This window comes from Streptococcus sp. KHUD_018, assembly GCF_054861215.1.
Window position 1 is genome coordinate 265,480 of the sequence record NZ_CM142176.1, and the last position, 14,267, is coordinate 279,746.

A 14,267-nucleotide genomic window follows, 5' to 3' on the forward strand; every position below is an offset into this window, starting at 1 on the left:
AATCCCTTATTTTACCAAAGTTGTTATAGTAAGTTTGTAAAGAAAATTTACATAAAAGAAAACTTTTTGGTATAATAGTAGCATGTACACAAAAAATGAAGAAGAGCTGATCAATCTAGGAGAACGCCTAGGAACCTTGCTCCAAAAAAACGATGTTTTGATCCTGTCTGGAGAACTGGGCGCTGGTAAAACAACCTTTACCAAGGGTCTTGCCAAGGGCTTGGGTATTCGTCAGATGATCAAAAGTCCAACTTATACTATCGTGAGAGAGTATGAGGGTCGCCTTCCGCTCTACCATTTGGATGTCTATCGGATTGAGGGGGATGCTGATTCGATTGACTTGGATGAGTTTCTCTTTGGTGGTGGTGTGACCGTTATCGAGTGGGGACATCTTTTGGGTGAGGATTTACCAGATTCCTACTTGGAGTTGGAAATTTTGAAAGAAGCTGACGGTCGTTGCCTTCATTTTACAGCTCATGGTCCTCGTGCTGAACAATTGATTAAGGAGCTTCAAAATGGAGTATGAACTTTGTATTCGTGAGGCTGAAGTTCAGGATGCAGCTGCTTTGGTTGCATTTTTGGATTTAGTTGGACAGGAGACAGATTTCACCAGTCTGGATGAAAATGGTATCCTGATGACAGATTCTGAAATGGTGCTTTTTATTAAAAAGCAAGCGAATTCAGATAACCAAATCACTCTCCTAGCCCTCCTGAATGATGAAATTGCAGGTGTTTTGAACATCACGGCAGAGCAGCGTATACGGATTCGTCACATCGGGGATATCTTTTTGGTCATCCAAAGGAAGTTTTGGAATCATAGCTTAGGAAGCATACTCCTTGAAGAGGGAATTGAGTGGGCTAAAACCAGTGGGGTTCTGCGTCGTTTGCAGCTCAGTGTACAAAAGCGCAACGAGGCAGCTATCCACCTCTATTCAAAATTTGGATTTGTTACAGAAGGCTTACAAGAAAGAGGAGCCTATTTAAAAGAAGGGAAATTTTTAGATGTTTGCCTGATGGGTAGACTGATAGATAAGTGAAAAGATGGTAAAAAAAATAATCGGAATGCTATTAGCTTTTCTAGCAGTAACAGCTTTAGGTGTGGGTGCTTATGCCTATACTATTTATTATCAAGGAACTGAAACCTTAAGTAAAAAAACTTATAAGAAAATTGGTGAAGAAACCAACGTTATTGAGGCGACTGAGCCTTTGACCATTCTTTTGATGGGGGTGGATACGGGAAATGTAGAACGTACCGACCCTTGGGCGGGGAATAGTGATTCCATGATTCTTCTGACAGTCAATCCGAAAACCAAGAAAACCACTATGATGAGTTTAGAACGGGATATTTTGACCAAGATTGAGACTGGAAATGGCCAAGTTCAGGAAGCGAAACTCAATGCTGCCTATGCCAATGGCGGTGCAGAGTTGGCTATTTCAACCATTCAAAAAATGATGAACATTCATATCGATCGTTATGTGATGGTCAACATGCAAGGACTCCAACAGCTAGTTGATGCAGTTGGGGGCATCACAGTCAACAACACACTCGGTTTTCCAATTTCGATTGCTGATCAGGAAGAATTTAATAAAATCTCGATTGGAGTCGGTGAGCAAACTTTGAATGGTGAGGAAGCTCTGGTCTATTCACGGATGCGTTATCAGGATCCTGAGGGAGACTATGGTCGTCAAAAACGTCAACGTGAAGTCATTCAAAAGATTATGGAAAAGGTCTTGAGCCTCAATAGTATCAGTCATTATCAAGCTATCTTAAAAGCGCTTAGTGATAATATGCAGACAAATGTTGATTTGTCTGCCTCCAGTATCCCACAACTACTTGGTTACCAAGATTCCTTTAAAAACATCGAAACTCATCAACTTCGTGGTGAAGATGCTGAGTTGCAAGGAATCTCTTACCAAATCGTAACGAGAGAGCATATGCTGGAAATGCAAAATCTCTTGCGTCGTTCCCTAGGGAGAGAGGACGTAGCAGAGTTGGAGACCAACGCTGTTCTGTATGAAAATCTTTATGGTCGAACAGCACCTTCCACAAATGCTTCAAACGAAGAGATAGAATAAAACAAAGAATCAAATCGTGGGACTTTCCTGCGATTTTTTCAAAAAAATTCGAATAGATAGGTAGGAGGAAAGATGAAAGCAGAAATCATTGCTGTAGGAACGGAAATTTTAACAGGGCAGATTGTCAATACCAACGCCCAGTTTTTATCAGAAAAGCTAGCAGAAATTGGAGTAGATGTCTACTTCCAAACAGCTGTGGGAGATAATGAAGCGCGTCTCATGTCCTTGCTAGAGATTGCGAGTTCACGTAGTAGTCTAGTCATTTTGACAGGGGGCTTAGGGCCAACTGAGGATGATTTAACCAAACAAACTCTGGCAAAATTTTTGGGAAAAAACTTAGTGTTTGACCCTCAAGCGCAAGAGAAACTGGATGTCTTTTTTGCTCATAGACCTGACTATGCTCGGACACCGAATAATGAACGCCAAGCCCAAATTGTAGAAGGGGCAACTCCACTGCCAAATGAGACAGGTTTAGCAGTAGGAGGGATGTCGGAAGTGGATGGCGTGACCTACGTGGTCCTCCCAGGACCGCCAAGTGAGTTGAAACCCATGGTCTTAAATCAACTCTTACCTAAGTTAATGACTGGTGCCAAGTTGTACTCACGAGTGCTCCGTTTCTTTGGGATTGGTGAAAGTCAGTTGGTGACCATTTTAGCGGATTTGATTGATAATCAAACCGACCCGACCTTGGCTCCGTATGCCAAAACGGGAGAGGTGACCTTGCGCTTGTCTACAAAAGCAGTCAGTCAAGAAAAGGCCAATCAAGCATTGGACATCTTGGAAAATCAAATCTTAGATCGCCAGACTTTCGAGGGAATTTCTCTACGAAACATCTGTTATGGATATGGGGAAGAAACCAGCCTAGCAAGTGTCGTTGTAGAAGAACTAAAGAAGAGACAGAAAAGCATTACTGCGGCAGAAAGCTTGACAGCAGGCCTCTTTCAAGCGACATTAGCAGACTTTTCAGGTGTTTCAGCTATCTTTAATGGTGGTTTTGTCACTTACAGCCTAGAAGAAAAGTCCAAGATGTTGGATATTTCCGAGCAAGAGCTGAAAGAACACGGGGTCGTTTCAGAGTTTACGGCTAAAAAAATGGCAGAGCAGGCACGGCTCAAGACTCAGTCTGACTACGGAGTCAGTTTGACGGGTGTGGCTGGGCCAGATAGCCTAGAGGGGCATCCAGCTGGGACAGTCTTTATCGGATTGGCACATGCAAAAGGGACAGAAGTTATCAAGGCTAATATCGCAGGGCGGAGCCGAGCAGATGTTCGTCAGATTGCGGTCATGCATGCCTTTAACCTAGTTCGCAAGGCTTTATTAAGTGACTAACTTTTGATATAATAGTAGACAGGTCTTAGGACTATTAGAATACAGGAGAATAGAATGGCGAAAAAACCAACAAAAAAATTAGATGAAATTGGGAAAAAATTTGGGGCTGACCGTGAAAAAGCATTGAACGATGCCCTGAAATTGATTGAGAAAGACTTTGGTAAAGGCTCAATTATGCGCTTGGGTGAGCGCGCGGAGCAAAAAGTTCAAGTGATGAGTTCAGGATCATTGGCTCTGGACATTGCCCTTGGTTCAGGTGGTTATCCTAAGGGACGTATCATCGAAATCTATGGACCGGAGTCATCTGGTAAGACAACGGTTGCCCTTCACGCTGTTGCGCAGGCGCAAAAAGAAGGCGGTATTGCAGCCTTTATCGATGCGGAGCATGCGCTTGACCCAGCCTATGCTGAGGCCCTTGGTGTGAACATTGACGAATTGCTCTTGTCACAACCAGACTCAGGGGAGCAAGGTCTTGAAATTGCAGGAAAATTGATTGACTCAGGTGCAGTTGACCTTGTCGTTATCGACTCGGTTGCGGCCCTTGTACCTCGTGCAGAAATTGATGGGGACATTGGAGACAGCCACGTTGGTTTGCAAGCTCGTATGATGAGCCAGGCCATGCGTAAACTCGGAGCTTCTATCAATAAGACTAAAACAATTGCCATCTTTATCAACCAATTGCGTGAAAAAGTTGGGGTCATGTTTGGAAACCCAGAAACAACCCCTGGTGGACGTGCTTTGAAATTCTACGCTTCAGTCCGTTTGGATGTTCGTGGAAGCACACAAATCAAGGGAACTGGTGACCAAAAAGATACCAATGTCGGTAAGGAAACCAAGATCAAGGTCGTGAAAAACAAGGTGGCTCCACCATTTAAGGAAGCCTTTGTTGAAATCATGTACGGAGAAGGAATTTCTAAGACCGGTGAGCTCTTGAAGATCGCAAGCGATTTGGATATCATCCAAAAAGCAGGAGCTTGGTACTCGTACAAAGGTGAAAAAATCGGACAAGGATCTGAAAATGCTAAGAAATACTTGGTAGATCACCCAGAAGTCTTTGATGAGATTGACCATCAAGTCCGTGTTCAATATGGCTTGATTGAAGATGAAGAAGGAACAACTCCCACTTCTGTCGTTGAGGATTTAGCACCTAACCAAGAAGTGACACTTGACCTAGGCGATGGACTTGAAATCGAAATTGAAGAATAACATAAAAAGTAGCAGATAGGAACTGCTACTTTTTATGTTTGTTTCAGATGAAAGAACTAATGGTCACTAAAACGACGATACTCGATATGAAAGTCAAAATAATGTTCATCTTGCAACTTCTGGAAGATGTCGCGATAGGCTTCTTCGTCAAAATGGTCGCCACGGTAGAGGATTTCAAAACTCAGATCATCGTACTCTAGAAAAGCGTTGGCTGTTTTAAAGCCATTTTGTCGATAGAAGTCCATGCGAGCCTTTCTCTGCTCCAAGTTATCGCATTCTTCATCCAAGCGCTCGACTTCTAGTAACATGGTTCGCTGGTAAAAATCAGTCAGCTTTTCGATGATCTCTTTTCCATACCCATGACTTCTTAAGTGAGGCATGATGGCAAAAAAGCTAATATAGAAGGCCTTTTGGTTGGAGATGGCAAAAGCAAAGCCAACAAATTCTTCTTCGTTATAAAAAGCAAAAAAGTGGGCGTCATCACGGTCCTGATAGCGCAAAAACTCAGAAAGAGGGACCCGTTCTTCCTCGGGGAAAGCTTCGTTATTTAGCTTTTCAACTTTATCAAGATCTGGAAACACATCGGTTATTAATTGACTGGTCAAACTCATAAGTGACCTCCTTTTCTTGATTATAGCAAATTGTCTCTCTGTAAGCAATTGATTTCAGGATTCGTTAAAGAATCTTGTCGGTCCTCTGGAAAGCTGATATAATAGCTTTATGAATAAGAAACGATCCGTGGACTTGATACATGGTCCTATTCTTCCTGCGCTGTTAAGCTTTGCCTTTCCAATCTTGCTGTCTAATATCTTCCAACAGCTCTATAACACTGCTGACGTCTTGATTGTTGGGCGTTTTCTTGGTCAAGATTCCTTGGCTGCAGTAGGGGCGACAACTGCCATTTTTGACTTGATTATAGGCTTTACGCTTGGTGTTGGCAATGGGATGGGGATTGTCATTGCCCGCTATTATGGGGCTCGTAATTTCACTAAAATTAAAGAAGCAGTAGCAGCAACTTGGATTTTAGGTGCTCTTTTGAGCATTGTGGTCATGCTGATGGGATTTGTTGGTCTGTATCCACTCTTGCAATATTTAGATACCCCTGCAGAAATCCTCCCCCAATCCTATCAATATATTTCTATGATTGTGACTTGTGTAGGCGTCAGCTTCGCTTATAATCTCTTTGCAGGCTTGTTGCGGTCCATTGGTGATAGTCTAGCAGCTCTTGGCTTTCTGATTTTCTCTGCTTTGGTTAATGTGCTTTTGGATTTGTATTTTATTACGCAACTGCATCTGGGAGTTCAATCTGCGGGGCTTGCTACCATTATCTCGCAAGGATTATCAGCTGTTCTCTGCTTTTATTATATCCGTAAGAGTGTTCCAGAACTGCTCCCTCAACTTAAGCATTTTAAATGGGACAAGGCCTTGTATGCGGATCTTTTGGAGCAAGGTTTGGCTATGGGGTTGATGAGTTCGATTGTGTCTATCGGCAGTGTGATTTTACAGTCTTCTGTCAATACCTTTGGAGCCGTGATTATAAGTGCGCAAACAGCGGCTCGACGCATTATGGCTTTTGCTCTGCTTCCGATGACGGCTATTTCTTCTGCTATGACGACCTTTACCTCTCAAAATCTCGGGGCTAAGCGACCAGACCGCATTGTTCAAGGACTTCGAATCGGTAGTCGTTTGAGCATGTCCTGGGCAGGTTTTGTTTGTATTTTCCTCTTTTTTGCCAGTCCTAGCTTGGTTTCCTTCTTGGCCAGTTCGACGGATACTTACTTGGTAGAAAATGGCACTCTCTACCTGCAAATCAGTTCAGTCTTTTATCCGATTTTGAGCCTCTTATTGATTTATCGGAATTGTTTGCAGGGCTTGGGGCAAAAAATCTTACCACTTGTTTCCAGTTTTATAGAACTAATCGGGAAAATCGTTTTTGTGGTCTTGATTATCCCTTGGGCAGGGTATAGGGGAGTTATCCTTTGCGAACCTCTTATCTGGGTTGCCATGACCATTCAACTGTACTTCTCACTATTCCGTCATCCCTTGATAAAAGAAGGCAAGGCTATCTTGGCAACCAAAGGACAATCCTAGCTGGATTTGCTGAATAAAATCCATTTCCTCTAGTGAAAATCGAAAAAACTTGTGTTATAATAAGAAAGATTAAAATGTGAAAAAAGGAGATTCCTAATGGGACGTAAATGGGCCAATATCGTAGCCAAGAAAACGGCTAAAGATGGAGCTAACTCTAAAGTATATGCAAAATTTGGTGTAGAAATCTATGTAGCAGCTAAAAAAGGTGATCCAGACCCAGAATCAAACACTGCTTTGAAATTCGTTATCGACCGTGCTAAACAAGCCCAAGTGCCGAAACACGTTATCGATAAAGCGATTGATAAAGCAAAAGGAAACACAGACGAAACCTTTACAGAAGGACGTTACGAAGGATTTGGACCAAATGGTTCTATGCTGATCGTTGATACCTTGACTTCAAACGTCAACCGTACAGCAGCCAATGTTCGTGCAGCTTTTGGTAAAAACGGCGGGAACATGGGTGCTTCAGGTTCTGTTTCTTACCTCTTTGACAACAAGGGTGTTATCGTATTTGCAGGTGAAGATGCGGATGCCATCTTTGAACTTTTGCTTGAAGCAGATGTGGATGTGGATGATGTAGAAGCAGAAGATGGAACAATCACTGTTTACACAGCTCCAACAGACCTTCACAAGGCTATCGTTGCCCTTCGTGAGTCAGGTATCCAAGAATTCCAAGTGACAGAATTGGAAATGATTCCTCAGTCAGAAGTGGAATTGTCAGGCGAAGACCTTGAAACCTTTGAAAAACTTTATAGCGTTCTTGAAGATGACGAAGACGTGCAAAAGATTTATACGAACGTAGATGGGTTCTAATAAAAAAGCGAACAGACTTGCCAGCTGTTCGCTTTTTATATTTGAGATTAGATTCTGGTTCCAGAATCTCTTTGCTGCTGTCTTTCTCCTAGGCCTACAGCTATTTTATGAACTAGTAAGAGCTCTCCATTGTCCTGTTTTGCAAAAGTTAAGGTAACAGTCTTGATCTTGTCTCCAATGGAGATATAGGTGATTTTTTTCGTATCGTACCCTCCGATAGTGGAGTCAAACTCGGAGTCTGGTAGTCCGTGTTTTTTGATAATATCCTTGTAGTTGGTACCACCTTTTCCTTTGTTGTCAAGGTCACCTTCGATTAAGGCGTCGAACTGTTCTTGGGTCCAGGTGAAGGTATCGTTTTCTTCCTCCTCAGGGATGGAATAGGCGCTATCATCTGTCAAGTCGCTTTCTTCTTCGCGTTCCATTGAGGCACTCGCCTCGCTGTAGGAACGGTTAAACTCCCTGACAAACTCTTTGTAGACATTAGCGTACAGTACCTGAGTCGTAAAGAAAAGTACAACAGAGGCAACTGCGAGGGATGTTCCGATAATGGCCATTGTTTTTCGTTTTTTGAGGTTGACGATAAGGCCGATAATCCCCAAGATAAATGCGACGATGGCGATGAAAAACGATAGATAGTTAATAAATGGAATCCAAGACCCTAAAAGTGCGATGGCTCCAAAAATAGTTGCTAAAATCCCTAAAACTTTTTGTTCTTCTGGTTTCATTTGAAAGTTTTCTCCCTTCATCGAGTGAATGGATTTCTATCCATGGTAGTTAGTGCTTATTATAGAAAAAATATTGCATAATGTCAATTTGTGCCAAAGTAGTTCTCTTGGAAACTTTTTTCTTGACATTTCTTCTGGAAGTGATAGAATAGTTCTCATGGAAACTTAAATAGTTCTTGTGAGAACTATTTAAAAGATAAGAAAGGAGCAATCATGGACAAGCCGATGTTAATGTTTAAACGTTTTGGACACCAGGTTCATCTGATGGTACAGAAAGAAGCTAAGCGATGTGGCATTGAATTTATGGGTGGACCTCAAGGCCAGGTTGTACGTTTTTTGGATGGTCGTGAGGAAAACCAAGACTTGGTCTTGATTAAAGATATTGAGCAGGAACTCAATATTACTAAATCTGTTGCGAGTAATTTAGTCAAGCGCATGGTACAAAATGGTTTGGTTGAGTTAGAGGCGAGCCCGAGCGATAAGCGGGCAAAATTTGTTCGCCTGACGGAGAAATCGCGTTCGCAGATGCAAAAAGTTAAGGCTTTTTTTGATCGGATTGATCAGAGTCTGCTAGAGGGGGTTTCAAAGTCAGACTTGACAATCTTTGAAAAGGTACTCGGGCAACTACAAGCAAATGTAGAAAAAATAGGAGGAGAGAATGAAGAAACTCGCTAAGCGTATCACAGGAAAAGAGTGGGGAATGATTCTCCTGACTGTCCTCTTTACCTGTTTTTCGGTCTATCTCGAGTTAGAGGTACCGACTTATATTTCGCAAATTACAGAATTACTGGGAACGTCTGGAACGCAGTTGGGTGAACTCTGGTCACCAGCTGCGAAGATGATTGGTTTGTCTTTATTGGCTTTCTTTTCATCTGTTATAGTTGGTTTCTTTGCTGCTCGTGTTGCAGCATCCTATACGGCTCATTTACGCAGTGATATTTTTAATCGTGTATTGGATTATTCTCAGACAGAAATTAAACGTTTCTCTATTCCTAGTCTTTTGACTCGGACAACCAATGATATTACCCAAGTACAGATGCTCTTTACCATGGGCTTGCAAGTAGTTACTCGTGGGCCAATTATGGCTATCTGGGCCATTGGAAAAATCCTTGGGAAATCGGAATACTGGCTCTGGGCGGTCGTTGTGGCTGTTATTGTGAACGTTTTGATGACCACTGTTCTCATGACTCTGGCCTTTCCAAAACAATCCGTCATTCAAAGACTTACAGATAAACTCAATAGCATTACTCGTGAAAGTCTGACTGGGATTCGAGTTGTTCGCGCATACAATGCCGAGGATTACCAAGATAAGAAATTTGAAGCAGCCAACGATGAGGTAACGCGTCTCAATCTCTTTGTCAATCGATTGATGGCGATTATGAACCCGATTATGATGGGGATTTCCAGTGGATTAAGTTTAGCCATTTACTGGATTGGTGCCTATATCATCAACGATGCAAGTGTGACAGAACGTCTGCCACTCTTTAGTGATATGGTGGTCTTCATGTCCTATGCTATGCAGGTCGTAATGGGATTCCTTCTCATGGGAGCACTCTTTATCGTTCTTCCTCGTACCTTGGTTTCGGCAGGACGTATCAATCAAGTATTGGATCTGCATTCTTCTATTGAAAATCCTAGTCATGCACAGACAGCGGATCCTTCAGTTCAAGGACAAGTGGAATTCCGTGATGTGACTTTCCGCTACTCTAAAAACTCTGAAGCAGTCGTGGAACATGTCACTTTCAAAGCAGAAGCGGGTCAAACCGTAGCCTTTATCGGATCGACTGGATCAGGTAAGTCCACCCTAGTCAACCTCTTGCCTCGTTTTTACGACGTTTCAGATGGAGAAATCCTAGTTGATGGTGTCAATGTGCAAGATTATGACTTGGAAGATTTGCGCAATAAGGTCGGCTATATTCCACAAAAAGCTGTCCTCTTTTCTGGAGATGTCAAGGAGAACTTAGACTTTGGTAAGAGCAAAGAAACTCCTCTAAGCGAAGCTGCTATGTGGCAAGCTCTAGAATTGGCCCAGTCTAAAAGCTTCATCGAGGATAAGGAAGCAGGACTTGCATCAGAAGTGGCCCAAGGCGGAACCAACTTCTCAGGAGGTCAAAGACAGCGTTTGGCCATTGCGCGTGCCTTGGCTCGTAAACCAGAGATTCTCATCTTTGATGACTCTTTCTCAGCCTTGGACTACAAGACAGATCGTGTCCTGCGCCAAGAGCTAGCTCAGAAAACAAAATCCATGACCAAGCTCATCGTAGCGCAGCGGATTTCTACCATTATGGATGCTGACCTGATCTTAGTATTGGATCAAGGAAAAGTCGTGGGACAAGGCACCCACAAGGAACTTCTAGCTACCAACGAAGTCTACCAAGAAATTGCCTACTCACAACTATCGAAGGAGGAATTGGAACATGGAAAATAAAAAAGTGTCGTTCTGGAAACAGTGCAAACCTTATATGGCAGGCCTCCAACTCCCTCTTCTAATAGCAGTTGTGGCTGCAGTCATTTCAAGCATCATTACTGTTTATGGGCCAACTAAGATTAAAGAAATTACTAACTTGATTTCAGATGGTTTGGCTACAGAAATCAACTTGGTAGCTGTATCAAACATTGCTGGATTTTTAGTTGTCCTATATGTATTTGGAGCTATCCTTAACTATACACAGGCCTATATCTTTTCAACGAGCATTCAGCATTTTTCAAAACGCTTGCGGACGGCTATCGCTGAAAAGATTAATCGTTTGCCACTTGGCTATTTTGACCGTCATTCACAAGGAGATACCCTTTCGCGCGTGACCAATGATGTGGATACAGCAGCGCAATCTCTCAACCAAAGTCTTGGGACAGTTCTTTCAGCTAGTTTCTTGTTGATTGCTGTCTTGGTGACCATGTTTGAGATGAACTGGATTTTGGCATTGGTAACAGTTGTATCAACCCTTGTTGGTTTTGCGGCGGTTTCCGTAATCATGGCCAAGTCACAGGGTTATTTTAAAGCTCAACAAAATAATCTAGCGGCCGTCAATGGTTATGTGGAAGAGATGTACTCTGGCCATAATGTAGTGACCAGCTACAACGCTGTGAACACCTCCAAAGCAAGATTTGCAGGTTTAAATCAAGACTTGCATGATAGTATCTGGAAATCTCAGTTTATCTCTGGTATCATGATGCCAGCTATGTTCTTTGTTGGAAACTTTAGTTATGTATTAGTCATCATCGTTGGAGCTGCGCTGGCGTTAGAAGGGCATATCACAATAGGGATTATTGTAGCCTTTATGGTTTACGTACGGACCTTCTCCCAACCTCTGTCACAGATTGCCCAAGGGATTACGAGCTTGCAACAAGCGAGTGCAGCCATGACTCGTGTATTAGAATTTCTAGCTGAAGCAGAGATGCAGGATGAATCTCATAAGGAAAGACAATTGGCCCATATGAAAGGGGAAGTGGTTTTTGATCACGTGTCCTTTGGCTATACACCAGAGCGCACCATCATCCATGACTTTTCTGCGACGGCTCATGCAGGTCAGAAAGTCGCTATCGTTGGACCGACTGGGGCTGGTAAGACAACCATTGTCAATCTTTTGATGAAGTTTTATGAGATTGATAAGGGAAGTATCCGCATCGATGGTGTGGATACCAAGGACATGAAGCGTTCGGAAGTACACGATGCCTTCTCAATGGTCTTGCAAGATACTTGGCTCTTTGAAGGAACCATTCGAGATAATCTCATCTACAATCAAACGGGCATCAGCGATGAGCGGATGATGGAAGCTAGCAAGGCTGTGGGAATTCACCACTTTATCATGACTTTGCCAGATGGCTACGATACTGTTTTGGATGACACTGTGACCTTGTCTGTTGGACAGAAACAGCTTTTGACTATCGCTCGTGCTTTGTTGAAAGATGCACCGCTCTTGATTTTGGATGAGGCGACATCCTCAGTCGATACACGTACAGAGGAATTGATCCAAAAAGCCATGGACCGTCTGATGGAGGGTAGAACTTCCTTTGTCATCGCCCACCGCTTGTCAACTATCCGTAATGCCGACTTGATTCTTGTCATGAAAGATGGCAATATCATCGAACAAGGCAATCATGAGGAACTAATGGCGCAAGGTGGCTTCTACGCTGACTTGTACAATAGTCAATTTACAGAAGACGAAGCAGAAGAATAAATCAAAAGAAGGCTTGACGGCCTTCTTTTTCTACACTATACTAGAAGACAAACGTCTCACTTGTAGGCAAAAAAGTAATGAATGAGAAGCATAAATGAAAAATTATCAAGAATGGTATCGAAATATCAGCTCCAGACTCACCAGCTATCCCACCCTTTTATTTCTATTACGCAGTTTCAATCGTTTGATGACAGTCGCCATGCCTATGGTCTATCTGACCTTGCTAGTCACTACTTATCTGCAATTAGGACTTGGTCAGCAAGTTGGGGTTTATGTGCTTATCCCTGCAACAGGCTTTGTGATGTTATCACTGTTTCGTAAGAAAATCAATCACCCGCGACCTTATGAAACTTGGGATATCTGTCCCCTTCTTGATAAGGATAGTTCGGGACGGTCGATGCCCAGTCGCCATGTCTTTTCGGCAACTATCATCTCCATGGTCTGTCTGCATGCTAGTCTACCTGTTGGCTTAGCATGCTTGATTTTTTCAGCTTTGCTGGGACTGGTGAGGGTTTTAGGGGGGGTTCATTATCCCAAGGATGTCTTGGTTGGCTATGCTTGTGGTCTGGTGTGGGGATTCCTTTTCTTCTTATTCTGACATGTAAGTTAAGCTAGTCCTACAACCACTTACTGCTTCAAATTGACCACTTGCTTTTTTGCCCTTGTATTCCTAACTTAGCTTTGATATAGTAGAGTCAGAAAGGAGATGTGATGAAGTTACGAATTGAGATTGACGGCAATTTAGAGGAGACTGAAATTGTCATCAAGACCCCTGCTTTGACAGATGAAATTGCAGATTTGCAACGGATCTTGCAAGAGTCAAAGGCTCCGAGGTTGACTTTTTACAAGGGGACAGGTGAATATTATCTAGACCTGTCAGAAATTCTCTTCTTTGAAACAGAAGGGAGCAAGATCTATGCTCATAACCAGAAGGAAGCCTATGAAGTTCGTCTCAAGCTCTATGAGTTAGAGTCCATCTTGCCTCGCTATTTTAGTCGAGTTTCCAAGTCAACTATTGCAAACATCCGTCAGATTTACTCAGTGGACAAGTCCTTTTCAGGAACGGGCACCATTTCCTTTTATCAGACGCACAAGGAGGTTCATGTCTCACGACATTACCAATCCCTCCTAAAAGAAAATCTAAGAAACATGAGGTAAAAAACATGAAAAAGAAAGCATTTGGTATTGTTTTATTGGTTTTAGCGGCCTGGATCTTGCTGCAAGGAAATTTTGGAATTCCTTCTTTGGATGGTAAAATATGGCCTTTGATTGGTATCGTCTTTTTTGCCTACCAGTCAGTTGAAGCTTTGCTTCGTCGTCACCTGACATCAGCAGTTTTTACCGCTCTAGTAGCCTTAATGATTGCGAATCATTTTTATAACATTTTTCCTATTCCAAACCAGTCTTTGTTTTGGGCTAGTATCCTAGCAGTGCTAGGTGTTGGCTATCTCACTCACTCAAGTAAGTTTTGGTATGGCAAAAAATGGTGGTACAGTGGTGAGCGAACAGTCATCACGGATAAGGAAGTCGCTTTTGGTAGTGGAACCTTCTATAAACAAGATCAAGATCTTGTCGACGATCAGGTGGAAGTCGCTTTTGGTGACGCAAAAATCTACTATGATAACGCAGAGATGTTAGGTGATTTTGCCACTCTGAATATCGAAGTGGCTTTTGGTAATGCAACTGTCTATGTTCCACAACACTGGCGTGTAGACTTGAAAGTAGAAACATCCTTTGGTGCAGCCAAGGCGGACGCTCCTGTAGCGCCGACTAACAAAACCTTGATTATCCGTGGAGAAGTCGCTTTTGGTAAACTTGGTGTTGTTTACGTCAAATAAAAAAATATTTT

General features: G+C 42.7%; 15 protein-coding genes. 13 read left to right on the forward strand and 2 right to left on the reverse strand.

The window, feature by feature from the left end; genetic code table 11:
* Positions 1-82 precede the first annotated feature (82 nt).
* The 5 genes from tsaE to recA all read left to right on the forward strand — a co-directional run bounded on the left by tsaE (position 83) and on the right by recA (position 4,611).
* A complete protein-coding gene (gene tsaE / locus ACVBD2_RS01510; protein ID WP_461685917.1) occupies positions 83-526 on the forward strand; it encodes a tRNA (adenosine(37)-N6)-threonylcarbamoyltransferase complex ATPase subunit type 1 TsaE in 444 nt (147 codons plus the stop codon).
* Positions 516-1,037: a GNAT family N-acetyltransferase gene (locus ACVBD2_RS01515; RefSeq protein ID WP_461685918.1), complete on the forward strand. Its 522-nt coding sequence runs from the start codon at positions 516-518 to the stop codon at positions 1,035-1,037. The genes tsaE and ACVBD2_RS01515 overlap by 11 nt, the downstream gene beginning before the upstream one ends.
* Positions 1,038-1,041: 4 nt before the next feature.
* Positions 1,042-2,076 carry a glycopolymer--peptidoglycan transferase LytR gene (gene lytR, locus ACVBD2_RS01520; protein WP_009014109.1) on the forward strand — a complete coding sequence of 345 codons (1,035 nt, stop codon included), beginning with the start codon at positions 1,042-1,044 and terminating at the stop codon, positions 2,074-2,076.
* A 72-nt stretch (positions 2,077-2,148) separates the two neighbouring features.
* Positions 2,149-3,405 carry a competence/damage-inducible protein A gene (locus ACVBD2_RS01525; RefSeq protein WP_461685919.1) on the forward strand — a complete coding sequence of 419 codons (1,257 nt, stop codon included), beginning with the start codon at positions 2,149-2,151 and terminating at the stop codon, positions 3,403-3,405.
* A 54-nt stretch (positions 3,406-3,459) separates the two neighbouring features.
* A complete protein-coding gene (gene recA / locus ACVBD2_RS01530; RefSeq protein WP_461685920.1) occupies positions 3,460-4,611 on the forward strand; it encodes a recombinase RecA in 1,152 nt (383 codons plus the stop codon).
* A 56-nt stretch (positions 4,612-4,667) separates the two neighbouring features.
* Here the strand turns inward: recA and ACVBD2_RS01535 are convergent, their stop codons facing one another.
* A complete protein-coding gene (locus ACVBD2_RS01535; RefSeq protein ID WP_084974026.1) occupies positions 4,668-5,222 on the reverse strand; it encodes a GNAT family N-acetyltransferase in 555 nt (184 codons plus the stop codon).
* 109 nt (positions 5,223-5,331) lie between these two features.
* Here ACVBD2_RS01535 and ACVBD2_RS01540 point away from each other — a divergent pair, with 109 nt between their 5' ends.
* Both ACVBD2_RS01540 and ACVBD2_RS01545 read left to right on the forward strand, forming a co-directional pair.
* A complete protein-coding gene (locus ACVBD2_RS01540) occupies positions 5,332-6,702 on the forward strand; it encodes an MATE family efflux transporter (protein ID WP_268722912.1) in 1,371 nt (456 codons plus the stop codon).
* Positions 6,703-6,798: 96 nt separating this feature from the next.
* A complete protein-coding gene (locus ACVBD2_RS01545) occupies positions 6,799-7,515 on the forward strand; it encodes a YebC/PmpR family DNA-binding transcriptional regulator (protein ID WP_084971861.1) in 717 nt (238 codons plus the stop codon).
* Between the two features lie 47 nt (positions 7,516-7,562).
* Here the strand turns inward: ACVBD2_RS01545 and ACVBD2_RS01550 are convergent, their stop codons facing one another.
* Positions 7,563-8,261 carry a DUF308 domain-containing protein gene (locus ACVBD2_RS01550; RefSeq protein WP_038806432.1) on the reverse strand — a complete coding sequence of 233 codons (699 nt, stop codon included), beginning with the start codon at positions 8,259-8,261 and terminating at the stop codon, positions 7,563-7,565.
* 192 nt (positions 8,262-8,453) lie between these two features.
* Between ACVBD2_RS01550 and ACVBD2_RS01555 the strand changes: the two genes are divergently transcribed.
* The 6 genes from ACVBD2_RS01555 to ACVBD2_RS01580 all read left to right on the forward strand — a co-directional run bounded on the left by ACVBD2_RS01555 (position 8,454) and on the right by ACVBD2_RS01580 (position 14,256).
* Positions 8,454-8,915, forward strand: a complete 462-nt coding sequence (locus ACVBD2_RS01555; RefSeq protein ID WP_038806431.1) for a MarR family winged helix-turn-helix transcriptional regulator — start codon at positions 8,454-8,456, stop codon at positions 8,913-8,915.
* Positions 8,899-10,668 (forward strand): ABC transporter ATP-binding protein, encoded by a 1,770-nt coding sequence (locus ACVBD2_RS01560; protein WP_461685921.1) that lies wholly within the window; start codon positions 8,899-8,901, stop codon positions 10,666-10,668. The genes ACVBD2_RS01555 and ACVBD2_RS01560 overlap by 17 nt, the downstream gene beginning before the upstream one ends.
* Positions 10,658-12,418: an ABC transporter ATP-binding protein gene (locus tag ACVBD2_RS01565; protein ID WP_461685922.1), complete on the forward strand. Its 1,761-nt coding sequence runs from the start codon at positions 10,658-10,660 to the stop codon at positions 12,416-12,418. Before ACVBD2_RS01560 ends, ACVBD2_RS01565 begins: the two co-directional genes overlap by 11 nt.
* 94 nt (positions 12,419-12,512) lie before the next feature.
* On the forward strand, positions 12,513-13,016 hold the full coding sequence (locus ACVBD2_RS01570) for a phosphatase PAP2 family protein (RefSeq protein WP_461685923.1): 504 nt from the start codon (positions 12,513-12,515) through the stop codon (positions 13,014-13,016).
* 113 nt (positions 13,017-13,129) lie between these two features.
* Complete coding sequence (locus tag ACVBD2_RS01575) at positions 13,130-13,576, forward strand: LytTR family DNA-binding domain-containing protein (RefSeq protein WP_084859615.1); 447 nt, start codon at positions 13,130-13,132, stop codon at positions 13,574-13,576.
* A 5-nt stretch (positions 13,577-13,581) separates the two neighbouring features.
* Positions 13,582-14,256, forward strand: coding sequence for a LiaF transmembrane domain-containing protein (locus ACVBD2_RS01580; RefSeq protein ID WP_461685924.1), 675 nt, complete (start codon positions 13,582-13,584; stop codon positions 14,254-14,256).
* Positions 14,257-14,267 lie beyond the last annotated feature (11 nt).